Below are 22,400 nucleotides of genomic sequence, written 5' to 3' on the forward strand. Positions count from 1 at the left end.
CGCCGCGAAACGTCCGTGGCTCGAGAGGCGCATGGGGCATACTGTGCTGCGACGTGCCGCCGTGTCGCCAAGAAGGGGAGTCATGACCGACTCAGGGTCGAACCAGCCACAGGATCGTCGGCGTGCCGACCCCTTGAAGGTCGCGGCGGACATGCTCGCGCAGTCCGACGGCGACGACGCCGCCGACACGAGCGACGCGGGCGGTTCCGGGTCCGCGGACGACCGACGACGCAAGCGGGCAGCGCAGCGCGCCGCGCGTCAGGTGGCTGCCGAGAAGCGGCGCAGCGAGCGCAACGCGGCACGGGCGTTCAGCGCCTCCCGTCGCGGACGCCGCTCCGAGGACGATTCGGTCGAGCCGGCGTTGCGCACGGCCGAGGAGGCGCTCGACGCCGAGCAGCCGGCCGAGGCGGCGCAGCAGGAGCCCAAGCCCACCGCTCCGGAGCCCGTCGAGGCCCAAGCCGTCGAGACTCCGCCCGTCGAGACTCCGCCCGTCGAGACCGGCGCTGTCGAGGCCGGGTCGGCGAGCCAGGTGCCCGAGGCCGAGAAGACCGCCGAGATGCCGCAGGTCCCCGCGGCGCCGGCGGATCCCGAGGCCCGGCCCACGGTCGCGGACGCCCTGACCGGTCGGGTCCCGAACGACGACGAGCACATCGATGCGGCGCTGCTGGACGACACGGACGATCCGGCCGCCGTCGAGCCCGAGGCTCCCGCCTCCGCCGCTCCCGAGGCCGAAGCGGTCGAGCAGCCGCAGACGAGGCGGTGGATGCCGCCCACCGCGGCGAGCCTCGCCGAGCCGGAGACGCCCGCCGCGACCGACCGACCGGCCGACGCCGACCCGGTCGAGGCCTCCGGCACGAAGGAGTCCGTGACGGCGTCGCATGCCGAGGGTGTCGCGGTCCCCGAGCCCGAGCGCGCCGAGCCCGAGCGCGCTCAGGCCGACGAGTCCGCGCCCGACGAGCAGCCACCTGCCGAGACCGCGACGGACGGGGCGACGAGCCCCGACGTCGAGACCGAGTCCGCTGCGGAGGCGGAGGAGAGCGAGTCGGTCGCGGCCCAGCCGCACGAGGGCACGCAGCCCGAGAGCACACAGCCCGAGAGCACGCCGGACGAGACCGTCGTGGAGCACGCCGAGCCGACGTCCGAGGTCCCGACCGACGACCACGTCGACGCGCTCTCGGAGCCGGTCGAGCCGCCGCAGGACCGCCCCGTGGCCGCCGACGCGCCCGAGGAGGCTCCTGCCGCCGCGACGGAGAGCCTCGAGGCGCCCGCCCCCGAGGACCCCGCGCCGACCACGTCCGCACCGGAGGCTGCTGCGGTGGCGAGCCCGGCCCCGCCCGCGGTTCCGAGCACGTTCGCCGAGAAGCTGGCTGCCGCCAGCGCCGCGGCCCAGGAGCGGGTCAGCGCCGCGCGCGCCGAGGCCGCTCGCCTCATGGAGGAGGCGGCCAGGGAGCGCGCCGAGGTGGCCGCTCGCATCCGCGCCGACGAGGCCGAGCAGCGCGAGGTGCTGCAGGGTCGACTGCGCGCAGCCGAGCAGGCGGCGGAGGAGCGGGTCCGCGCCGCACGCGAGGAGGCCGATCGCGTCACGGCGGAGATCGAGCGCGAGCGCCAGGCGGCGTCGGCGAAGATCGAGCAGCTGCAGAAGGAGGCCGACGAGCGCGTCGAGGTCGCCCGTGCCGAGGCCGAGCGGGCCGCGCAGGAGCGGCTCGACGAGGCCAAGGCCGAGGCCGAGCGGCGCATCGCCGCCGCCGAGGAGGAGGCGTCGCGCAAGGCGGCCGAACGACTCGCCCAGGGTGAGCGTGACGCCGAGGACGCCGCCCAGCGACGGCTCGCCGCGGCCGAGCAGGACGCCGAGCGTCGTATCAGCGAGGCCCGTGCCGAGGCCGAGAAGCTCGCCGAGGGCGCCCGGAGGGATCGCGAAGCGGCCCTCGAGCAGCTCGAGAAGGAGCGTGCCGAGGCCGAGGCCAAGCTGGAGCAGGTGAGGCTCGAGGCCGAGAAGGTCGTGGCCGATGCCGAACGGACGTCGGCCGAGCACGTGGCCGCCGCGAAGGCCGAGGCGGAGAAGTACGCGCAGGAGGTGGCGGCCGAGCGCGTCGCCATCGCCGTGCGGCTCTCCGACGCCGAGCGCACGGCCGGCGACCAGCTGGCCGCCGCGAAGGCGGAGGCGGAGCGCCTCGCGTCCGAGGCCGCCGAGCGGCACGAGCTCGCGGCGACCGAGCTCGCCCGCGAGCGCGACGAGGCCCGGGCCCACGTGGAGCGCGTCACCGCCGAGGTGGCCGAGCTCGCACGCCAGGCCGAGGAGGAGCGCAACCAGGCCACCGCACAGCTGGCCGAGGCCGAGCGGGTCGCGGAGGAGCGCGTCCGCAACGCCCAGGCCGAGGCCGAGCGCGTGGCGGCCGAGGCGGCCGACGCCGCGCGGGCGTCCGCAGCCGCTCGCGAGGAGGCCACGCGTCGTCAGGCCGAGGAGGCCGAGCAGGCACGCGTCACCGCGGAGCGCAAGCTGGCCGAGGCCGAGCAGCAGGCGGCCGACCGCCTCTCGCAGGCCGAGGCCGAGGCCCGCACCGTGGCGCAGCGCGCCGACGACGACGCGCGGCGACGGATCGAGGAGGCGCGCGCCGAGGCGGACCGCGTCGTCCAGCAGGCCAAGCGCGACGCGCAGGAGCGACTCAGCCAGGCCGTGGCGGCCGCACGCTCGGCCGCCGAGGAGAAGCTGGCCGAGGCCGAGGCGACGGCCATGGAATGGGTCGCGGCGGCCGAGGCCGAGGCCGAGCGGGTGGCGCAGTCCCACATCGTGGCGGCCAACCAGTCGGCCAAGGCCACCCCGACGTTCTCCGAGAGCCTCTCGGAACCGTCGGTGGGGGAGTTCGTGGACGAGAAGCCGTCCGTGGGCACCGAGACCCCCCCGGAGGTGAGCGACGGGACCGGGGGATCCGTCCCCCCGACCAAAAAAAGGGTCATCCGCCGATCCTGAGTACCTGACCGCCGGCGCGATCGTCGCCGGACTCGAGGCGAGCACGCCCGAGGACGAGCCGGTGGCGACCCCGGAGCCTGCGCAGGCGACGTCTGCGACCGACGACGCGCGCCCGACGCGGTCCTACGAGGACCTCGTGCCGGGTTCGCTCGCGTGGATCGCTGCGACGCACGGCGGCTCGTCCGACGACGGTGCGGCCGAGCTGGAGGACCAGCCCGGTGACCACGCGCGCCGCGACGCGGGGGACCGGCGCCGAGCCGCCAAGCAGGCCAAGGCCGAGAAGCGTCTTGCCGCGCGCCGAGCCCGTGAGGAGCAGCGAGCCGCCGCCAAGGCCGAGAAGGATCGTGCCAGGCGCGAGCGCGCCGAGGCCAAGGATCGTGAGGCGGCCGAGCGGGCGGAGGCCAAGGAGCGCGAGGCCGAGCAGGCCGAGGCCCGCAGGGCGGCGCAGGAGGTCGAGGACGAGCGGACGAGGCAGCTCGCCGAGGAGCAGGCCGCGGCCGCGCGGGTCGAGCAGGACCGACGTCGCCAGGCCGAGAGCGCGGCGGCGGAGCAGAAGGCTCAGCGCCGCGAGAAGAGCAAGGCCGCGGCCCTCGCCGCCCTGGCCGGACGCCCGACCACCGCTCGAGCCGACGCCCCCACGTCCCAGGACGTCGCGGACCAGGACGCTGCGCCCGAGGACCCCGACGCGCAGGACCCGATGCCGGGCGACGGCACGTCGGAGCAGGAGTCGACGACGACCCGGTCCGAGGACGGCTCCGCTGCCGACCTGGCCGCGGAGACGGCCCTCCTCGACGCCGTCGGTGCCGCCCACCAGGACCTCGAGGCCACCGAGGACGTCGAGGCCACCGAGGCCACCGAGGTCACCGAGGCCGACGCCCAGGACGCCCGTGCCGACGCGCGCGAGTCCGAGCACACCTCTCAGGAACCGGTGGACCGCGGCGGTCGAGGTGACGACCGCCGAGCAGCGGCGGCAGCCACCGTGGCGCGTCGTCGCGAGAAGGCCGAGGCGAAGGAGCGGGCCCGCGCCGAGAAGGGCGAGGCGGCCCGGCGTCGTCGGGCCGAGAAGGCGCCGGCCCGCGAGATCGACGACAGCGTGCCGGAGCCGCCGTCGGTGCCGCAGGAGTCCTCCTCCTTCGGACCGGCGCGTGTGGTGTCCCTGGTGGGCGTGGCGATCGGCGTGCTCGGACTGGTGGCCTCGGTGCTGCTGGCGCTCGCCGCCCTCCTCGTCGCCTTCGGCTTCGACGCCGACGCCGGTGTGCTCCGGGCGGTCGCCGTGGTCGCGGACCCGCTCACGGCACCACTGCGTGGCCTGGTCGCCTTCTCCGGGGAGAACGCTGCGGCCAAGGAGGCGTTCGTCGCCTACGGCGGCGGTTCGGTGGTCTACCTCATCGTCGGGGTGGCTGCGCCGTCGCTGCTCTCCCGCCGCGACGCCTGAGCCGGCGGTCGGCCGGCACCGCGGGCGACGCGGCGTGCAGCGATGTGACCGACGCCATTGCCGGTGTGGGTGGCCGCGCTTGTAACCCGCCGGTAACCTGCGACGCAAGGCTGCCCTCTCCACGTGGAGCTCCACGTGGGAAGGTGGACCTCCCGACCACGCGACGCCGAGCGTCGCGTCCCCGACCACAGGAGGGTCCTCGTGACCAACATCGTCGTCGCGGTGAAGTACGTGCCGGATGCCACGGCCGACCGCACCTTCGACTCGTCCGACAACACCGTGGACCGTGAGAACGTCGACGGTCTGCTGTCCGAGCTCGACGAGTACGCCGTCGAGCAGGCCCTCAAGGTCGTCGAGGAGGGCGACGGCGAGGTCACCGTCCTCACCGTCGGCCCCGACGACGCCGCCGACGCCGTGCGCAAGGCGCTGCAGATGGGCGCCGACAAGGGCGTGCACGTCAACGACGAGGCCATCGCCGGCTCCGACGCGTTCGCCACGTCGCTCGTGCTGGCCAAGGCCCTCGAGAAGCTCGAGTACGACTTCGTCTTCTTCGGCATGGCCTCGACCGACGGCGGCATGGGTGTCGTCCCGACGCTCGTCGCCGAGCGTCTCGGCCTGCCCGCGGTCACCCTCGGCGGCGAGATCACCGTCGACGGCGAGACCGTGACCATCAAGCGTGACGGCGACGTCGCCACGCAGGAGGTCCAGGGCACGGGCAAGCTCGTCGTGAGCGTGACCGACCAGACCGGCGAGGCCCGCTACCCGTCCTTCAAGGGCATCATGGCGGCCAAGAAGAAGCCGGTCGAGGAGTGGGACCTGTCCGACCTCGGTGTCGACGCGTCCGACGTGGGCCTCGACGCCGCGTGGACGAAGGTCGCCTCGACCGAGCCCCGCCCGCCGCGCACCGCCGGCGAGATCATCACCGACGAGGGCGACGGCGGCTCCAAGCTCGTCGAGTTCCTCGCCTCCAAGAAGTTCGTCTGAGCAGGGAGAGCAGAGACATGTCCGAAGTCATCGTGCTCGTCGACGTCGTCGACGGCAACGCCACCAAGCCCAGCCTCGAGCTCCTCACGATCGCCCGCAAGATCGGTGAGCCGTCGGCCGTCGTCTTCGGCGCCGACGTCCCCGGCTCGCTGGCCGAGCACGGCGCCGAGAAGATCTACCAGCTCGACGACGCCGTCTACGGCGAGTACCTGGTCGGTCCCAAGGCCGAGGCGCTCACCAAGATCGTCACCGACTCCTCCGCCTCGGCCGTGCTGGTCCCCTCCAGCACGGAGGGCAAGGAGATCGCCGCCCGCGTCGCGCTGCGGACCGAGTCCGGTCTCATCACCGACGCGGTCGACGTGAAGGTCGACGGCGACGTCGTCACCACCACGCAGTCGGTCTTCGCCGGCAACTTCACCGTGGACGCCCAGGTCACCAAGGGCATCCCGGTCATCGCCGTCAAGCCCAACTCCGTGGCCCCCGAGGCCGCCTCGGGCGCCGGCACGGTCGAGGCCGTCACGGTCGAGGTCTCCGACGCCGCCAAGGGCGCCAAGATCGTCTCCACCAAGGAGAAGGCCGCCTCCGGCCGTCCCGAGCTCACCGAGGCCGCCATCGTGGTCTCCGGCGGCCGTGGCACCGGTGGCGACTTCACCGAGGTCGAGGCGTTCGCCGACAGCCTCGGTGCCGCCGTGGGCGCCTCGCGCGCCGCGGTCGACTCCGGCTGGTACCCGCACAGCTTCCAGGTCGGCCAGACGGGCAAGACCGTCTCGCCGCAGCTGTACGTGGCCAACGGCATCTCCGGTGCCATCCAGCACCGCGCCGGCATGCAGACGTCCAAGACCATCGTCGCGGTCAACAAGGACGACGAGGCGCCGATCTTCGAGCTCGTCGACTTCGGCGTCGTCGGCGACCTGAAGACGGTCCTGCCGCAGGCCACCGAGGGCATCGCCCAGCGCAAGGGCTGATCGCACTCCTGCCACGAGGGCCCCGGACCACACGGTCCGGGGCCCTCGTGCGTCCCATGGTCCGACCGAGCCAGGGGGAATGGCCCATCGGGATCAGGTTCCAAGTTGGTTAAGACGTCGTCCGGCTCTGTCGTGCGGCCCTGTCGCGGTGATAGCAATAGGGGCGCACGCGCCTGCGTGCACCCATCTTCACAGGAGGAATCCATGCGTCTCTCCCGACGTACTCGCGTCGCGGGCGTAGCCCTGCTCGCCGCGGGCAGCCTCGTCCTGGCGGCTTGTGGCGGGGGCGGTGACGACTCCGGGTCCACCGACTCGGTCATCACCAACTTCAGCACCGAGCCCCAGAACCCGCTCGTCCCCACCTCGACGAACGAGACCGGTGGCGGTCGCGCCATCGACCTGCTCTTCGCCGGCCTGGTCTCGTACCAGAAGGACGGCTCGAGCGTGAACGAGGTCGCGGAGTCGATCGAGTCCGAGGACAACGTCACCTGGACCGTCAAGCTCAAGGACTGGGAGTTCTCCGACGGCACCCCCGTCACCGCCGACTCCTTCGTGGACGCGTGGAACTACGGCGCCCTCAGCACCAACAAGCAGCTGAACAGCTACTTCTTCTACCCGATCAAGGGCTTCGACGCCGTCCAGGAGGAGAAGCCGACCGCCAAGACGCTCGAGGGCCTCAAGGTCGTCGACGAGAAGACCTTCACGATCGAGCTGAACCAGCCCGAGGCCGACTTCCCGGCGCGTCTGGGCTACTCGGCGTTCTACCCGCTGCCCGAGTCGGCCTTCGACGACATCAAGGCCTACGGCGAGGACCCGATCGGCAACGGCCCGTACAAGATGGACGGCAAGGGCGCGTGGGAGCACGACGTCCAGATCAAGCTCGTCCCGAACGACTCCTACGACGGTGTCCGCAAGCCGAAGAACGGTGGCGTCACGCTGAAGTTCTTCACGAACCCCGACACCGCCTACACAGCCGTCCAGACCGGTGACCTCGACGTCCTCGACGCCGTGCCGCCGAGCGCCCTGTCGACGTTCCAGTCCGACGACAGCGTCCAGGCCATCTCCGAGCCCGGCTCGGTCTTCGGCTCGGTCACGATCCCCGAGAGCCTGGCCGGCTTCGGCACCAACGACGAGGGACGTCTGCGTCGTCAGGCCATCTCCAAGGCGATCAACCGCGAGGAGATCACGAAGAACATCTTCGACGACACCCGCACGCCGGCCGTCGACTTCTCGGCTCCGGTCATGCCCGGCTTCGACAAGGAGATCCCGGGCAGCGAGGTGCTGCAGTTCGACGCCACCGAGGCCAAGGACCTGTGGGCCCAGGCCGACGACATCGCCGAGTTCGAGGGATCGTTCACGATCTCCTACAACAGCGACGGTCCCGGCAACAAGGAGTGGGTCGACGCCGTCGTGAACCAGCTCAAGAACAACCTCGGCATCGACGCCAAGGCCAAGGGCTACGCCACGTTCGACGAGCTGCGCACCGACGTCACCAACCGCACCATCAAGACCGCCTTCCGCACCGGTTGGCAGCCCGACTACCCGTCGATCTTCAACTACCTGGCCCCGCTGTACCAGACCAAGGCCGGGTCGAACGACGGTGACTACTCCAGCAGCGAGTTCGACGACCTCATGAAGCAGGTCGCAGGCGAGCCCGACGAGGACAAGCGCTACGCGCTTCAGTCGCAGGCCCAGGAGGTCCTCTTCAAGGACCTGCCCGCCATCCCGCTCTGGTACTCCAACGTCGCCGCTGCCGCGTCGAAGAACGTGGAGAACGTCGAGTTCAACTGGCAGAACCAGCCCGAGCTGCACCTCATCACCAAGAAGTAGCTCCGGCGCCCGCACGACCACCCGTGGGGCAACACCTCAGGTGTTGCCCCACAGGTGTGTCCGGGTCCCTCGGTGGCGCTTCCGCCCGCGGCGTATCGTCGTGGCGGGTCGCGGTGTCGCCGCCCCCTCAGACAAGGAGTTCTGCCCATGTGGTGGTACGTCGGCAAGCGTCTCCTCCAAGCGATCCCGGTGATCCTCGGAGCCACGCTGCTCATCTACGCGATGGTGTTCCTGCGACCGGGAGACCCGATCGTCGCCCTGTTCGGCGACAAGCCGGTGCCCGAGGGCACCTACCAGGCGCTGCGTGAGCAGTACAACTTCGACAAGCCGTTCCTGGTGCAGTGGCTGCTGTTCCTCAAGGGCGCGCTGACCCTCGACTTCGGCACCGCGTTCAGCGGCCAGCCCGTGATCGACCTGGTGCAGCGTGCCTTCCCCGTGACCATCAAGCTCGCCCTCATGGCCCTGGTCATCGAGGCCGTGCTCGGCGTGGCCGCGGGCTTCTACGCCGGCATGCGGCGCGGCAAGCTGTTCGACTCCACGATGCTGGTCGTCTCGCTGCTCGTCATCGCCGTGCCGATCTTCGTCTTCGGCTTCGTGCTGCAGCTGCTCGTCGGCATCAAGCTGGGGGCGCTACCGGCGCTCGTGAGCTCGCAGGCGACCTTCCAGGAGCTCCTGCTGCCGGCGATCGTGCTGGGACTCGTGTCGTTCGCCTACGTGCTGCGCCTGACCCGCACCTCGGTCATCGAGAACCTCACGGCCGACCACGTGCGCACCGCCCGTGCCAAGGGCCTGCCCGACGGCCAGGTCAACCGGCGCCACGTGCTGCGCAACTCCCTCATCCCCGTGGTGACCTTCCTCGGCGCCGACCTCGGCGGCCTCATGGCCGGTGCGGTCGTGACCGAGGGCATCTTCAACGTCCCCGGCGTCGGCAACCTGGCCTTCGAGGCCGTGCGACGCGGGGAGACCCCGACGATCGTCTCCGTCGTCACCATCATGGTGCTCGTCTACGTCGTCACCAGTCTCGTCGTGGACCTGCTCTACGCCCTGCTCGACCCGAGGATCCGCTATGCCTGACGGCCGCTCGCCCAAGATCCGACCCGGCCAGGAGCGGTACCTCGCCCGGCTGGAGGACACGCCCCTGCACGACGTGGGTGCACTCGACACCACCGCGCCGCCGGAGAGCCAGTGGAAGGAGGCGTGGAAGCAGCTGCGCAAGAACCCGCTGTTCTACGTCTCGGCCGCGCTGCTGGTCTTCCTGGCCGTCGTGATCGCCTTCCCCGGGCTGTTCACGAGCAACGACCCGAGCTTCTGCCAGACGGGCAAGAGCCTGGCGGTGGGCGAGCCCGGGCACCCGCTCGGCTTCGACCGACAGGGCTGCGACGTCTACTCGCGCATGATCTACGGGGCGCGTGCCTCCGTGGCGGTCGGCGTGTTCACCACGCTCATCGTCGCGCTGCTGGGCCTGGTGACGGGCGCGGTCGCGGGCTTCTACGGCGGGTTCTTCGACTCGCTCATCTCGCGCATCGCCGACGTCTTCTACGCGATCCCGCTGCTGCTCGCCGCCATCGTCCTGCTGTCGGCCCTCAACAACGTGTGGCCCGACCGCGGCTTCTGGGGCTCGGTCCTGGCGATCGTGCTCGCGCTCGGCCTGTTCGGCTGGCCGCAGGTCACCCGTATCGCTCGTGGCGCGGTCATCGAGACCAAGCAGCAGGAGTTCGTCGACGCTGCGCGCGCACTGGGCGCCACGCCGCGCCGGAACCTGGTGCGGCACGTGATCCCCAACTCGCTGGCCCCGGTCATCGTGACCGCCACCGTCTCGCTGGGCATCTTCATCGTCGCCGAGGCCACGCTGTCGTTCCTGGGCCTCGGCCTTCCGACGAGCATCGTCTCGTGGGGCAACGACATCGCGGCCTCGCAGAACCAGGTCCGGGCCGGGCAGCGGCTGGGCACCATGTTCTGGCCCGCGGGCGCGCTCGCGCTGACCGTGTTCAGCTTCATCCTCCTCGGCGACGCCGTGCGCGACGCCCTCGACCCGAAGGCCAAGAAGCGATGAGCAACCCGAACCCCGAGGGTCGCCCCTCCAGCGAGCAGCCGCTGCTCGAGGTCAAGGACCTGCACGTCGGCTTCGAGGCCGACAAGAAGACGATCGTCCCCGCCGTCATCGGCGCGAACCTGACGGTCTACCCCGGTCAGACCGTGGCCATCGTCGGCGAGTCCGGCTCGGGCAAGTCGACGACGGCGCACGCCATCATCGACCTGCTCCCGGGGACCGGGCGCATCACCGGTGGCCAGATCCTGTTCGAGGGCACGGACATCGCCCACGCCAAGCGGTCCGACATCGTCGCCCTGCGCGGGTCGTCCATCGGTCTCGTGCCGCAGGACCCGATGTCGAACCTGAACCCGCTGTGGCGGGTGGGCACCCAGATCAAGGAGTCGCTCGAGGCCAACGGCGTGGCCAAGGGCAAGGCCGCCGACGCCCGCGTGGTCGAGCTGCTCGAGGAGGCCGGTCTGCCCGACGCCGAGCGACGTGCGCGGCAGTACCCGCACGAGTTCTCCGGCGGCATGCGCCAGCGCGCGCTCATCGCCATGGGCCTCGCGGCACGCCCCAAGCTGCTCATCGCCGACGAGCCCACCTCGGCCCTCGACGTGACCGTGCAGAAGCAGATCCTCGACCACCTCGACCGGCTCACCGACGAGCTCGGCTTCGCGGTGCTGCTCATCACCCACGACCTCGGTCTGGCTGCCGAGCGCGCCGACCACCTCGTGGTCATGTACCGCGGCCAGATCGTGGAGTCTGGCCCGGCGCTGGAGATCCTGCAGAACCCCCAGCACCCCTACAGCAAGCGCCTCGTCAGCTCGGCCCCCTCGCTCGCCTCGCAGCGGCTCTCGTCGGTCCAGGCGCGGGCCGAGGTGCGCGAGCAGGCGGTGCAGACCGCCGCCGAGATCGCGGCCGAGGTCGCGACGGACTCCGGCGAGTTCGGTGAGGGGTCCAGCACGATCATCGAGGCCAAGGACCTCACCAAGGTCTTCAAGATCCGCGGCAGCCGCCCCGGTCAGTCCACGGACTTCACGGCGGTCGACCAGGTCTCGTTCCGGCTCGAGCGCGGCACCACGACCGCCATCGTGGGGGAGTCCGGCTCGGGCAAGTCCACCGTGGCGCGCATGGTGCTCGGCCTGCTCGACGCCACGAGCGGGTCGGTGGAGTTCGACGGCGTCGACATCACCAGCCTGCGGTCCAAGAAGCAGCAGCTGGCGATGCGGCGGCAGATGCAGCCGGTCTTCCAGAACCCGTACGCGTCGTTGGACCCGATGTACTCGATCTACCGGTCCATCGAGGAGCCGCTGCGGCTCCACGACATCGGCACCTCCAAGGAGCGCGAGGCCAAGATCCGCGACCTGCTCGACAAGGTGTCGCTGCCGGCGTCGGTCATGACGCGCTACCCCAACGAGCTGTCCGGCGGGCAGCGGCAGCGCGTCGCCATCGCGCGGGCGCTCGCCCTGGACCCCGAGGTGGTCATCTGCGACGAGGCCGTCTCGGCGCTCGACGTGCTGGTGCAGGCGCAGATCCTGAACCTGCTCAACGAGCTCCAGAGCGAGCTGGGCCTGTCGTACCTGTTCATCACCCACGACCTCGCTGTCGTGCGGCAGATCGCCGACCACGTGCTGGTGATGCAGAACGGCCAGGTCGTCGAGCAGTCGAGCGTGACCGACGTGTTCGAGAACCCGCAGCAGGACTACACGCGGATGCTCCTCGACGCGATCCCGGGCGGGTCGATCCCGCTCGGCGTGGTGGAGGCGGGCGACGCCTGATCCGGTGACGGCTCGGGGGTGGGACCAGGTTGACTCGTTCGAACATCTGTTCGATCATGGGTAGGTGTCCGCAGCCCGTCCAGCCCTCGAGGTCGTCGCCGAGCTGCGGCGCGAGGTCGAGCGGATGCAGGGCGCGCCCGCACGGCAGGCGGTGCCCACGCACCCGGCCCTCGAAGGCCTGCTGAGCCTCGAGACCGGTGGGGTCTACGGCGTCGACGCAGCCAGCCTCGCGCTGCTGCTCATGGCCGGCCCGTCGGCGGCCGGCACGTGGTCCGCGGTCGTGGGCGCGCCCGACCTCGGGGTCGAGGCCGCCGTGGCCATGGGGGTCGACCCGCACCGCACCGTGTTCGTGCCGGACCCGCAGGACCGGTGGCTGGAGGTCACCGCCGCCCTCGTCGACGTCGTCGGCCTCGTGGTGGTGCGGCCGCCGTCCGCCGTCGGTGAGGGCGACGCCGCCCGCCTCGGTGCCCGGCTGCGCAAGCAGGGCTGCGTGCTGGTGCCGTGGGGCGTCTGGCCCCGGTGCGACGCCCGGCTCACCCTCGCGACCACGCGCTGGGCGGGGGTGGGGGCGGGTGACGGCCACCTGAGGGCGCGTGAGGCCACCGTGACCGTGCACCGTGGCACTGCTCCGAGTCGGACCCGCGACCTCCTCCTGCCGGCCGACGACCTGACCGTGCGACCTGTGCGCCCACAGCTCGCGGCGCCCCCGGCCACCGGGGTTCCCGCCATCGTGAGGAGCCCCGCGTTCGTCAGGAGCGCAGGATGAGGACGCTCGTGCTCTGGTGCCCGGACTGGCCCGTGCGGGCCGCTCTGCCGGACCTGCCGCGCGACGTCCCCGGCGCGGTCATGGACGGCGGCCAGGTGCTGGCCTGCAACCACGCCGCCCGGGTGGAGGGCGTGCGCCGCGGCATGCGGCGCCGTGACGCGCAGGCGCGGTGCCCCGAGCTCGCGCTCGCCGACCACCGCCCGGAGGTCGAGGCCCGGGCCTTCGAGGAGGTGCTGCTGGGCGTCGAGGAGCTCAGCCCCGCCGTCACGCCGCTACGGCCGGGACTGTGCGCGCTGCCCGTGCCGGCCCGGTTCTACGGGGGTGAGGAGGAGGCGGCGGCCGTCGTCGCCGAGCGGGTCGTCTCGCTGGCGGTGTGGGACGTGCGGCTCGGGGTGGCCGACGGCCTCTTCGCGGCCGAGCAGGCCGCCCGCCGTGCGGTGCCGCAAGGGGTCCACGTGGTCGAGCCCGGTGCCGACGCCGCGTTCCTGGCTCCGCTGCCGGTCGAGACGCTCGAGGCGCCGGAGGTGGTGAGCCTGCTGCGTCGCATGGGCCTGACCACGCTCGCGCACCTGGCGGCCCTGCCCGCGTCCGACGTGCACACCCGGTTCGGCACCCACGGTGCCCTCCTGCACCGCCTGGCCTCGGGCCAGGACCCTCGGCTCCTCGCCCGGCGTGAGGTGCCTCCCGAGCTGGGCGGGATCCTCACCCTCGAGCCGCCGGTCTCCAGCTCCGAGACGGTGGCGTTCAGCCTGCGGTCGATCGCCGAACGGTTCGTCGCGCGCCTGGCCGACCACGGCCTGGTGTGCACCGCGCTCGGGATCGAGGTGGAGGTCGACGACCAGGTGGCGTCCACCCGTCGGTGGGTCCACCCGCGCTGGTTCGGTGCGGTCGACGTCGTCGACCGGGTGCGCTGGCAGCTGCAGGGCGGTCCGCTGCCGGGACCGGTCGGCGCGGTCCGGCTCGTGCCCGAGAGCGTCGCGCCCGTCGGCGAGCACGCACCCGCCCTCTTCGGGCCCGGTGGCCGGGGTGCCGCGACGGCGCAGGAGGACGACCGCGTCGAGCGCGGCATCGCCCGGGTGCAGGGTCTCGTCGGTCACGAGGGGGTGCTCGCCGCCCGGGTGCAGGGTGGCCGCTCGCCGTCGGCCCGGCGTCTGCTCGCGCCGTGGGGCGAGCAGACCCAGCCGGCGCGTGCCGTGGGGGCTCCCTGGCCGGGCTCCGTGCCACCGCCGGCACCGGCCACGGTGTACGCGTCACCGCGTCCGGCCCAGGTGGTCGGCCCCGGCGACCGGGTCGTCGGGGTCGATGGCCGGGGAGCGATCAGCTGCGACCCCGTCCGGTTCCGTGCCGCCGGCGACGAGGACTGGCGTCCCGTGGCGTCCTGGGCGGGCCCGTGGCCGGTCGACGAGCTGTGGTGGGACGAGGCGGCGGCCCGTCGGGTGGCGCGCTTCCAGGTGGTCGGGGTCGACGGCACGGCCTGGCTCATGGTCGTCGAGAACGGCACCTGGTGGACCGAGGCCCGCTATGACTGACGTGCACGAGCCCGTGGAGCGCTGATGGGCTGGAACAACCCCGACGTCCCGTGGCGCGAGTTGGAGGCCCGGCTCTCCGGCCGGCCCGCCCACGCGCTGCCGAGCGAGGGCCGCGACGACCTGCGCCCCGACCCGGTCGACGGCCGCTTCCCCGACGGGGGAGACGGGCCGGCGTTCAGCCGCAAGCGGGCGCGGTACGAGGCGCCACCCGATGCGCCGGGGAGTGGGCGGCAGATCGATACCGTCCCGTACGCCGAGCTGCACTGCCACAGCGACTTCAGCTTCCTCGACGGCGCGAGTGCACCGGAGGTGCTGGTCGAGCAGGCGAGCTCCCTGGGGCTGGAGGCGCTCGCGCTCACCGACCACGACGGCTTCTACGGCGTGGCCCGCTTCGCCGAGGCCGCCGCCGAGCACCCCGGTCTGGACACGGTGTTCGGAGCCGAGCTGTCGCTGGGCCTGACCGCGCCCCAGCTGGGTGCCGCGGACCCGGAGGGCAGCCACCTGCTCGTGCTCGCCCGAGGGGTGGAGGGCTATCACCGGCTGGCCGCGGCCATCACCGAGGCGCAGCTCGCGGGCGACGAGAAGGGCAGGCCGGTCTACGACCTCGAGCGGCTCGCCGAGCAGGGCCGAGGGCACTGGCACGTGCTCACGGGCTGCCGCAAGGGCTTCGTCCGGCAGGCGCTCGCGACCGGTGGGCCGGCCGATGCGTCGCGCGCGCTGGGACGGCTGGTCGACCTGTTCGGTGCCGGCGCCGTCGACGTCGAGCTCACCGACCACGGCGGTCCCACTGACTCGGCCACCAACGACGTGCTCGCGGCCCTGGCCGTCGAGCACGACCTGCCGGTGGTGGCCACCGGCAACGTGCACGCCGCCGTGCCGTCGCGCACCCGGCTGGCCCAGGCCATGGCCGCCGTGCGCGCCCGGCGCAGCCTCGCCGAGATGGACGGCTGGCTGGCCGCCTCCGGGCAGGCCTACCTGCGCTCGGGCGAGGAGATGCAGGCACGCTTCGCGCGCTACCCGGGAGCCGTGGCGCGGTCGGTCGAGGTGGCCCGGGGCGCTGCCTTCGACCTGCGTCGTGCGGCGCCGCGGCTGCCGCAGACCGACGTCCCGGACGGGTACACCCCCATGGAGTGGCTGCGTGAGCTGGTGAGGCGGGGCGCCGACGACCTGTACGCCCACGACCGCGACCGAGCCGAGGAGCGGCTGCGCCAGGAGCTGGCGGTCATCGAGGCCAAGGGGTTCTGCGGCTACTTCCTCATCGTCCACGACATCGTGGCCGAGGCCCGTCGGCGCGGGATCCTGTGCCAGGGCCGGGGCTCTGCGGCCAACTCCGCGGTCTGCTACGCCCTGCGCATCACGGCCGTCGACTCGATGTTCTACGACCTGCCGTTCGAGCGGTTCCTGGCCGCCACGCGCGACGAGGAGCCCGACATCGACGTCGACTTCGACGCAGGTCGCCGCGAGGAGGTGATCCAGTGGGTCTACGACACGTTCGGACGCCGCAACGCCGCCCAGGTGGCCAACGTCATCAGCTACCAACCGCGCTCGGCGGTCCGCGACGTCGCGAAGGCGCTGGGCTACTCCGTGGGCCAGCAGGACGCGTGGAGCAAGAGCATCGAGTCGTGGCGTGCGGTCGAGACGCCCGAGGAGAGCCCGTTGCCACTGCTGGTCGGTGAGCTCGCCGAGCAGCTGCTGAAGACCCCGCGGCACCTGGGCATCCACTCCGGCGGGATGGTGCTCACCGAGCGCCCGGTGGGCGAGGTCGTGCCGATCGAGCGGGCGCGGATGGACAAGCGCACCGTCGTGCAGTGGGACAAGGACGACTGCGCGTGGATGGGTCTGGTCAAGTTCGACCTGCTGGGCCTCGGGATGCTCGGCGCGATCCAGCGCACGTTCGACCTGCTCGCCGAGCACACGGGGGAGCAGTGGGACCTCGCGTCGATCCCCAAGGAGGAGCCGGCGGTCTTCGACATGCTCTGCCTGGCCGACTCCGTCGGGGTCTTCCAGGTCGAGAGCCGTGCCCAGATCGGCACGCTGCCCCGTCTGCGTCCTCGTTCGTACTACGACCTCGTCATCGAGATCGCGCTCATCCGGCCCGGTCCGATCCAGGGCGGCGCCGTGCACCCGTACATCCGTCGCCGCACGGGCAAGGAGCCGGTCGAGTTCATCCACCCGTTGCTGGAGCCGGTGCTGGCGCGCACCCTCGGGGTGCCGCTGTTCCAGGAGCAGCTCATGCAGATCGCCATGGCGGTGGGTGACTGCACGGGCGACGACGCCGACCTGCTGCGTCGGGCCATGGGGTCCAAGCGCGGCACCGAGCGCATCGAGCGGCTGCGGGAGAAGCTCTACGCCGGCATGGAGCGCCACGGCATCACGGGGGAGGTGGCCGACGGCATCTACGCCCGCATCCAGGCGTTCGCGAACTTCGGCTTCGCCGAGAGCCACGCGTTGAGCTTCGGGCTGCTCGTGTACGCCAGCAGCTGGCTCAAGCTGCACGCGCCGGCGGCGTTCCTCGCGGCGCTGCTGCGCTCCCAGCCGATGGGCTTCTACTCCCCGCAGTCCCTCACCGCCGACGCGCGGCGCCACGGCGTCGAGGCGCGGCGGCCCTGCATCGCCCGCTCACAGGTCCATGCCGACCTGGAGGTCATCGACGACGCGCCGGGCCGTGGGCGGCGGACCAGCACCGGCCTCGACGGGTGCACGCATCGGGTGCAGCCGCCGGCAGGCGACTTCGACGACACTGAGGGCCGGACGGAGCTGCAGGCGCGGCTGGCCGGGCACCGCCGCGACGGCCACCACGCCGTGCGCCTCGGCCTCACCGAGGTCCAGGGCATCGGTGAGGCCGACGCCGAGCGGGTGGTGGCGGCGCGAGCCGACGGTCCGTTCGTCGACATGGCCGACGTCGTGCGACGTACCGGGCTGTCGGTCCCGCAGATGGAGGCCCTCGCCACGGCCGGGGCGTTCGACGTGTTCGGGATCAGCCGCCGTCAGGCGCTCTGGAACGCGGGCTACACCGACGCCCCCGACCTGCTGGCGGGCACGGCGGTGCAGGCGCCACCTCCGATGCTGCCCGGCATGAGCGACGTCGAGCTGACCACCGCCGACCTGTGGGCCACCCGCATCTCGCCCACGGAGCATCCGTTCGTGCACCTGCGACCGCTGCTGCGCGCCGAGGAGGTGCTGGCGGTGCAGGACTGCCCCGACCTGGGCACCGGGCGTCGGGTCCGGGTGGCGGGGCTGATCACCCACAAGCAGCGCCCCTACACCGCCTCGGGCGTCACGTTCCTGAACCTGGAGGACGAGACGGGCATGCTCAACGTGGTGGTCTTCGCCGACGTCTGGAAGCGGCACCGGCGGGTCCTGCAGAACGCGGCGGGCGTGGTCGTGCGCGGTGTGGTCGAGAACGTGGAGGGTGCCACCAACCTGCGGGCCGAGCGGATCGAGCGGGTGGAGGTGCTGTACCCCGAGGCGGCCTCGACCATCGGTCCTCACCGGTCCCGCGACTTCCGGTGATCGACGTCACGTCGGCCCTGCCGAGCGATCTCAGGGAGCGAGAACCGACCGGCGGTCGACTCCGCCGGACGTAGCGTCGAGGACATGGCCACCCTCCTCAGCCCCGCCCGTACCCGGGTCCCCACCCCACCCGCGCCGCCGGCACCTCCACTGCAGCGCGGACCGGCGGTGGCCGCCGGGGTGCTCGCCGTCGTGCTGCTCGCGGTCGTCCAGACCCAGCACGGCACGCAGAAGGCCGTGCTGCTCGCGCTGGGTCTCGGGCTCGGAGCGGCGCTGTTCCACGCGCGCTTCGGCTTCACGTCGGGCTGGCGCCAGCTGGTCGCCGTCGGCAACGGGGCGGGCGTCCGCGCGCACTCGCTGCTCCTCGGCACGGCGGCCACACTGGGGCTTCTGCTGCTCGCGTCAGGGTCCGGGCTGTTCGGCACCACCCCGGCGGGCGTCGAGGGCCCGATCGGCGTGGGGCTCGTGCTCGGCTCGTTCCTGTTCGGCATCGGGATGCAGCTGGGCGGCGCGTGCGCGTCGGGCACGCTGTTCGCCGTCGGGTCGGGCCAGAGCAGCATCCTCGTGACCCTCTTCGGGTTCGTCGTCGGGTCGGTGCTCTACACGTGGCAGTACGACCTCGTCGACGACCTGCCGGCGTGGGACCCCATCGTCCTGCAGGACCACGTCGGCTACCTGGGCGCGTGGGTGCTCACGATCGGAGCGCTCGCGCTCGTGGTGTGGGGGACCCGGGTCGTGCAGGCCCGTCGCAACCCGCCGCCCACCTCGCCGCCTCCGACGGCCCAGGGTGCGGCACGCGTGGTGCGCGGCTCCTGGTCGCCGTACGTCGGCGCGGTGGTGCTGGCCGTCCTCGCGGCCGGCGTGCTGTGGGTCTCCGGCGGCATCTGGGGCATCACCAGCGCGTTCGCGCTGTGGGGCGCCAAGCTCCTCCAGCTGGTCGGGGCCCACCCCGAGACCTGGACCTTCTGGCAGCAGCCCGACCAGGCCGCCCAGCTCTCGGGGTCGGTGCTCGCGGACAAGAACTCGCTCACCAACATCGGCATCGTGGTCGGGGCCGCCCTCGCCGCGACGCTGGCCGGTACCTACTCCCTGCGGCACCGGTTCGCGACGAGGCAGGTCCTGGCCTCGCTGATCGGTGGCGTCCTGCTGGGGATCGGTGCGCGGCTCGCGTCGGGCTGCAACATCGGCGCCTACCTCGGTGGCATCTCCACCGGCAGCCTGTCGGGCTGGATCTGGGGCCTCGTCGCGCTCGCCGGCACCTGGGTGGGCCTGCGCCTGCGGCCGTACTTCGGCCTCGACGTGCCGAAGCGGTACGACGGGGTCTGCTGACTGAGGGACTCCCTGCGCAGGGCGCCTCGACGAGCCCGACGGCCGGGTGCTCAGAAGTAGTCGTGCACCGTCACCGGCCCGCGTGAGAACAGCAGGTCCCACGTGACGTCGTCGGCGTCGTCACCGCCCACGTGGCCCAGGGCGCGCAACGCCGCCGACGTCTGCGCCCCCGCGAAGGTCAGGGCCAGCCCACCGCGGGTGAACGAGCGGCCGCTCCCGTCGCCGTCCTCGAGCCGACCCGAACCGTCGGCCAGGACGAGGGTGTGCGGTCGGCCCTCGACCACGAACGGCAGGCGCGCGCCGATGCCGGGATGCACGCGAGGGAGCGCGAGGGCCGCCGGATCGAGCACGGCGAGGGCGTAGGGCGTCGACGTGACGGGGGTGGGGTGCGCGACCCGCATCAGGTGCTGCCACGCCGGGATGCCACTGGAGCGGAGCAGCACGTTCGGCGTGACCGACCCGAACGTCGAGAGCAGCGTCATGAGCGAGCGCAGGGCGTCCTCGTCGTCGGCCACGAGGTCCCACACCCGCAGCTCGCCGTCGGCGGCGTACCCACGACCGCGGTCCCACGACGTGTAGCCGACGACCACGCCGTCGCGCTCGGCCACGGTCACGCCGCTGACCCGGAGCGTGGGGGCCTCGGCGAACAAGGGTCCACGACGCTGGAGCGGGCCGTTGCCGCGAGAGACGACCCGGTCGTGCACGGCACGGATGGCCTCGGCGTCGGACTCGTCGGCACGGCGCACCGACGTGGTGCCGCCGGCAGCGAGCGCCCCGGTGGGCACGCGGACGTCGTCGAGGGTGGTGACGTTCTCGTACCCGAGGCGCCGGTAGATGCCGGGGGAGGTGGCGTAGAGGGTGGAGACCAGGGCGCCACGTTCCCGCGCGGCGTCGAGCAGCGTCGTCAGCAGCGGCGTGAGGATGCCGCTGCCGCGGTGCTCGGCCGTGATCGTCACCCCGCCGATGCCGGCCGTCGGCACCAGCGTGCCCCCGAACCACGAGTCGTAGGCACGGTCGAGCGCGGTGGCCACGAGGCGTCCAGCGACGAACGCACCCCACCAGGTCTTGCCCGGGGCGTGGATCGCGACCGGCGGCTCCGGGGGGTCGAACGCCCCGAACGCCTCCACGAACAAGGGACGCATGGCTGCGGTGTCGTCGTCGGTCAGGCGGCTGATCTCCATGCACTCATCCTGTCCCCACCCCAGGGACGCACACCACACCGACTTCGGGTTGACCTGACCATAAGAGGGGCTTAGGGTCAGAAGTACCTGAAGGGAGGCGGACCATGACGACGACACCGGACCTGCTCGCGAGCGACCAGGTGAGCCTGGCCGTCTCGACGGTGATCTTCGCGCTGCGTCCGCACCCGACCACCGGCAGCACCACGCTCTGGCTGCCGCTGGTGCGGCGGATCCGCGAGCCGTACGAAGGCCTGTGGGCGCTCCCGGGCGGCCCGCTCGAGCCCGACGAGGACCTCGCCGCGTCGGCGCGGCACACCCTGGAGCGGACCACCGGACTCACGCCCGGGTACCTCGAGCAGCTGTACTCCTTCGGCGCGGTCGACCGGTCCCCGGCCGACCGGGTCGTCTCGATCGTCTACTGGGCGCTCGTGCGCCCCGACGAGGACGCGCGCGCCACCGACGGCGAGAACGTCGAGTGGGTCGTGGCCGACGAGGTCGAGGGACTTGCCTTCGACCACGACGCGATCCTCGGCTACGCGCTCGACCGGCTGCGGGCCAAGATCACCTACTCGCCGATCGCCTTCGCGTTCCTCACGCCCGAGTTCACGCTGGCGGACCTCCGTGCCGTGCACGAGGCCGTGCTCGGCCGGCCGCTCGACCCCGCCAACTTTCGCCGCCAGGTCCTGGCGAGCGGCACCGTCGTCCCCACCGGCTCGCACCTGACGGGTACGAGCCACCGACCTCCGGCGCTCTACCGACGCGCCGGACACCTCGAGGAGAACCGATGACCACCTCATTCGTCCCCGCTCCCGGTGGTTCCGTCCACGACGCGATCTCGGCCCGCCCGGCCGACTCGTGCGACACCGAGCTGGCCGAGGGCCCCTGGGTCTTCGACCTCGTCCCGGGCTACGGCCCCGGGGCCTCCGAGGGCGACACGATCCCCGAGCCGGTCGTACGTCCGGGTCAGCTGCCCGCGGCCTACCAGCGGATGGCCGAGCCGGAGCTGCACGAGCGCATCCGCGCCGCCAAGGAGGCGCTGGGGGACCGGCTGGTCGTCCTGGGGCACTTCTACCAGCGCGACGAGGTGGTGCAGCACGCCGACTTCGTCGGTGACTCCTTCCAGCTGGCCAACGCCGCCCTCACCCGTCCGGACGCGGAGACGATCGTGTTCTGCGGCGTGCACTTCATGGCCGAGACCGCCGACATCCTGGCTGGTCCCGGCCAGCGCGTGATCCTGCCCAACCTCGCCGCCGGCTGCTCCATGGCCGACATGGCCGACGAGGACTCCGTCGAAGGGGCGTGGGAGGAGCTCGAGGCCCTCTACGCCGACCCGGTCACGGGCATGGGCCCCGACGCCGACGGCAAGCTGCCCGTCCTCCCCGTCACCTACATGAACTCCTCCGCCGCCCTCAAGGCGTTCTGCGGAGGCCACGGCGGCATCGTGTGCACGTCGTCCAACGCGTCGACCGTGCTGGAGTGGGCGTTCGAGCGGGCGCACCGGGTGCTGTTCTTCCCCGACCAGCACCTCGGCCGCAACACCGCCAAGGCGATGGGCGTCCCGCTCGAGCAGATGCCGATGTGGAACCCGCGCAAGGCGCTCGGCGGCAACACCGCCGAGGTGCTCCAGGACGCGAAGGTGCTGCTCTGGCACGGATTCTGCTCCGTGCACAAGCGGTTCACCGTCGCGCAGATCGAGAAGGCGCGCGCGGAGCACCCCGGGGTCAAGGTCGTGGTGCACCCCGAGTGCCCGATGCCCGTCGTCGACGCCGCCGACGCGGCCGGCTCCACCGACTTCATCCGGAAGTTCGTCGCCGCGAGCGAGCCGGGCGACGTGATCGCGATCGGCACCGAGGTCAACCTGGTCAACCGGCTCGCCGCCGAGCACCCCGACCGCACGATCTTCTGCCTCGACCCCGTGGTCTGCCCCTGCTCGACGATGTACCGGATCCACCCCGGCTACCTGGCGTGGGTCCTCGACGGCCTGCTCGAGGGCGAGGTGCGCAACGAGATCGTCGTCGACGACGAGGTCGCGACGCACGCCAAGGTCGCCCTCGAGCGCATGCTCGCCGCACTCCCGAAGGACGCCTGAC

Annotated in this window: 15 protein-coding genes; 14 read left to right on the forward strand and 1 reads right to left on the reverse strand. The window is 72.5% G+C overall.

What is annotated here, in order from left to right; genetic code table 11:
- Positions 1–82: 82 nt before the first annotated feature.
- From ASF35_RS10885 to ASF35_RS10940, 12 genes are all read left to right on the forward strand, one after another.
- Positions 83–2,968 carry a hypothetical protein gene (locus ASF35_RS10885; RefSeq protein ID WP_156368019.1) on the forward strand — a complete coding sequence of 962 codons (2,886 nt, stop codon included), beginning with the start codon at positions 83–85 and terminating at the stop codon, positions 2,966–2,968.
- A 61-nt stretch (positions 2,969–3,029) separates the two neighbouring features.
- Complete coding sequence (locus ASF35_RS10890; RefSeq protein ID WP_055967080.1) at positions 3,030–4,403, forward strand: hypothetical protein; 1,374 nt, start codon at positions 3,030–3,032, stop codon at positions 4,401–4,403.
- Between the two features lie 201 nt (positions 4,404–4,604).
- Positions 4,605–5,387, forward strand: coding sequence for an electron transfer flavoprotein subunit beta/FixA family protein (locus tag ASF35_RS10895; RefSeq protein WP_055967082.1), 783 nt, complete (start codon positions 4,605–4,607; stop codon positions 5,385–5,387).
- Between the two features lie 17 nt (positions 5,388–5,404).
- Positions 5,405–6,352, forward strand: coding sequence for an electron transfer flavoprotein subunit alpha/FixB family protein (locus ASF35_RS10900; protein WP_055967085.1), 948 nt, complete (start codon positions 5,405–5,407; stop codon positions 6,350–6,352).
- 204 nt (positions 6,353–6,556) lie between these two features.
- The gene (locus tag ASF35_RS10905; RefSeq protein WP_055967088.1) at positions 6,557–8,182 is read left to right on the forward strand and encodes an ABC transporter substrate-binding protein; all 1,626 of its coding nucleotides are present in this window, start codon (positions 6,557–6,559) and stop codon (positions 8,180–8,182) included.
- 147 nt (positions 8,183–8,329) lie between these two features.
- Positions 8,330–9,256, forward strand: coding sequence for an ABC transporter permease (locus ASF35_RS10910; RefSeq protein ID WP_055967092.1), 927 nt, complete (start codon positions 8,330–8,332; stop codon positions 9,254–9,256).
- Entirely contained in the window at positions 9,249–10,235 is a 987-nt protein-coding gene (locus ASF35_RS10915) for an ABC transporter permease (protein ID WP_055967095.1), read from the forward strand. The genes ASF35_RS10910 and ASF35_RS10915 overlap by 8 nt, the downstream gene beginning before the upstream one ends.
- Positions 10,232–11,992, forward strand: coding sequence for an ABC transporter ATP-binding protein (locus ASF35_RS10920; RefSeq protein ID WP_055967098.1), 1,761 nt, complete (start codon positions 10,232–10,234; stop codon positions 11,990–11,992). The genes ASF35_RS10915 and ASF35_RS10920 overlap by 4 nt, the downstream gene beginning before the upstream one ends.
- Before the next feature lie 64 nt (positions 11,993–12,056).
- Positions 12,057–12,758, forward strand: coding sequence for a hypothetical protein (locus ASF35_RS10925; protein WP_235499147.1), 702 nt, complete (start codon positions 12,057–12,059; stop codon positions 12,756–12,758).
- On the forward strand, positions 12,755–14,287 hold the full coding sequence (locus ASF35_RS10930; RefSeq protein WP_055967101.1) for a DNA polymerase Y family protein: 1,533 nt from the start codon (positions 12,755–12,757) through the stop codon (positions 14,285–14,287). Before ASF35_RS10925 ends, ASF35_RS10930 begins: the two co-directional genes overlap by 4 nt.
- Before the next feature lie 24 nt (positions 14,288–14,311).
- The gene (locus ASF35_RS10935) at positions 14,312–17,800 is read left to right on the forward strand and encodes an error-prone DNA polymerase (RefSeq protein WP_055967104.1); all 3,489 of its coding nucleotides are present in this window, start codon (positions 14,312–14,314) and stop codon (positions 17,798–17,800) included.
- An 84-nt stretch (positions 17,801–17,884) separates the two neighbouring features.
- Positions 17,885–19,129, forward strand: coding sequence for a YeeE/YedE family protein (locus ASF35_RS10940; RefSeq protein WP_055967106.1), 1,245 nt, complete (start codon positions 17,885–17,887; stop codon positions 19,127–19,129).
- A gap of 50 nt (positions 19,130–19,179) precedes the next feature.
- Here ASF35_RS10940 and eis read toward each other — a convergent pair whose 3' ends face one another.
- Entirely contained in the window at positions 19,180–20,310 is a 1,131-nt protein-coding gene (gene eis / locus ASF35_RS10945; protein WP_055967109.1) for an enhanced intracellular survival protein Eis, read from the reverse strand.
- Between the two features lie 104 nt (positions 20,311–20,414).
- Between eis and ASF35_RS10950 the strand changes: the two genes are divergently transcribed.
- Both ASF35_RS10950 and nadA read left to right on the forward strand, forming a co-directional pair.
- Entirely contained in the window at positions 20,415–21,098 is a 684-nt protein-coding gene (locus tag ASF35_RS10950) for an NUDIX domain-containing protein (RefSeq protein WP_055967111.1), read from the forward strand.
- Positions 21,095–22,399: a quinolinate synthase NadA gene (gene nadA, locus ASF35_RS10955; RefSeq protein WP_082495478.1), complete on the forward strand. Its 1,305-nt coding sequence runs from the start codon at positions 21,095–21,097 to the stop codon at positions 22,397–22,399. The genes ASF35_RS10950 and nadA overlap by 4 nt, the downstream gene beginning before the upstream one ends.
- Position 22,400 lies beyond the last annotated feature (1 nt).

Source organism: Aeromicrobium sp. Leaf291, assembly GCF_001423365.1.
GTDB lineage: Bacteria > Actinomycetota > Actinomycetes > Propionibacteriales > Nocardioidaceae > Aeromicrobium.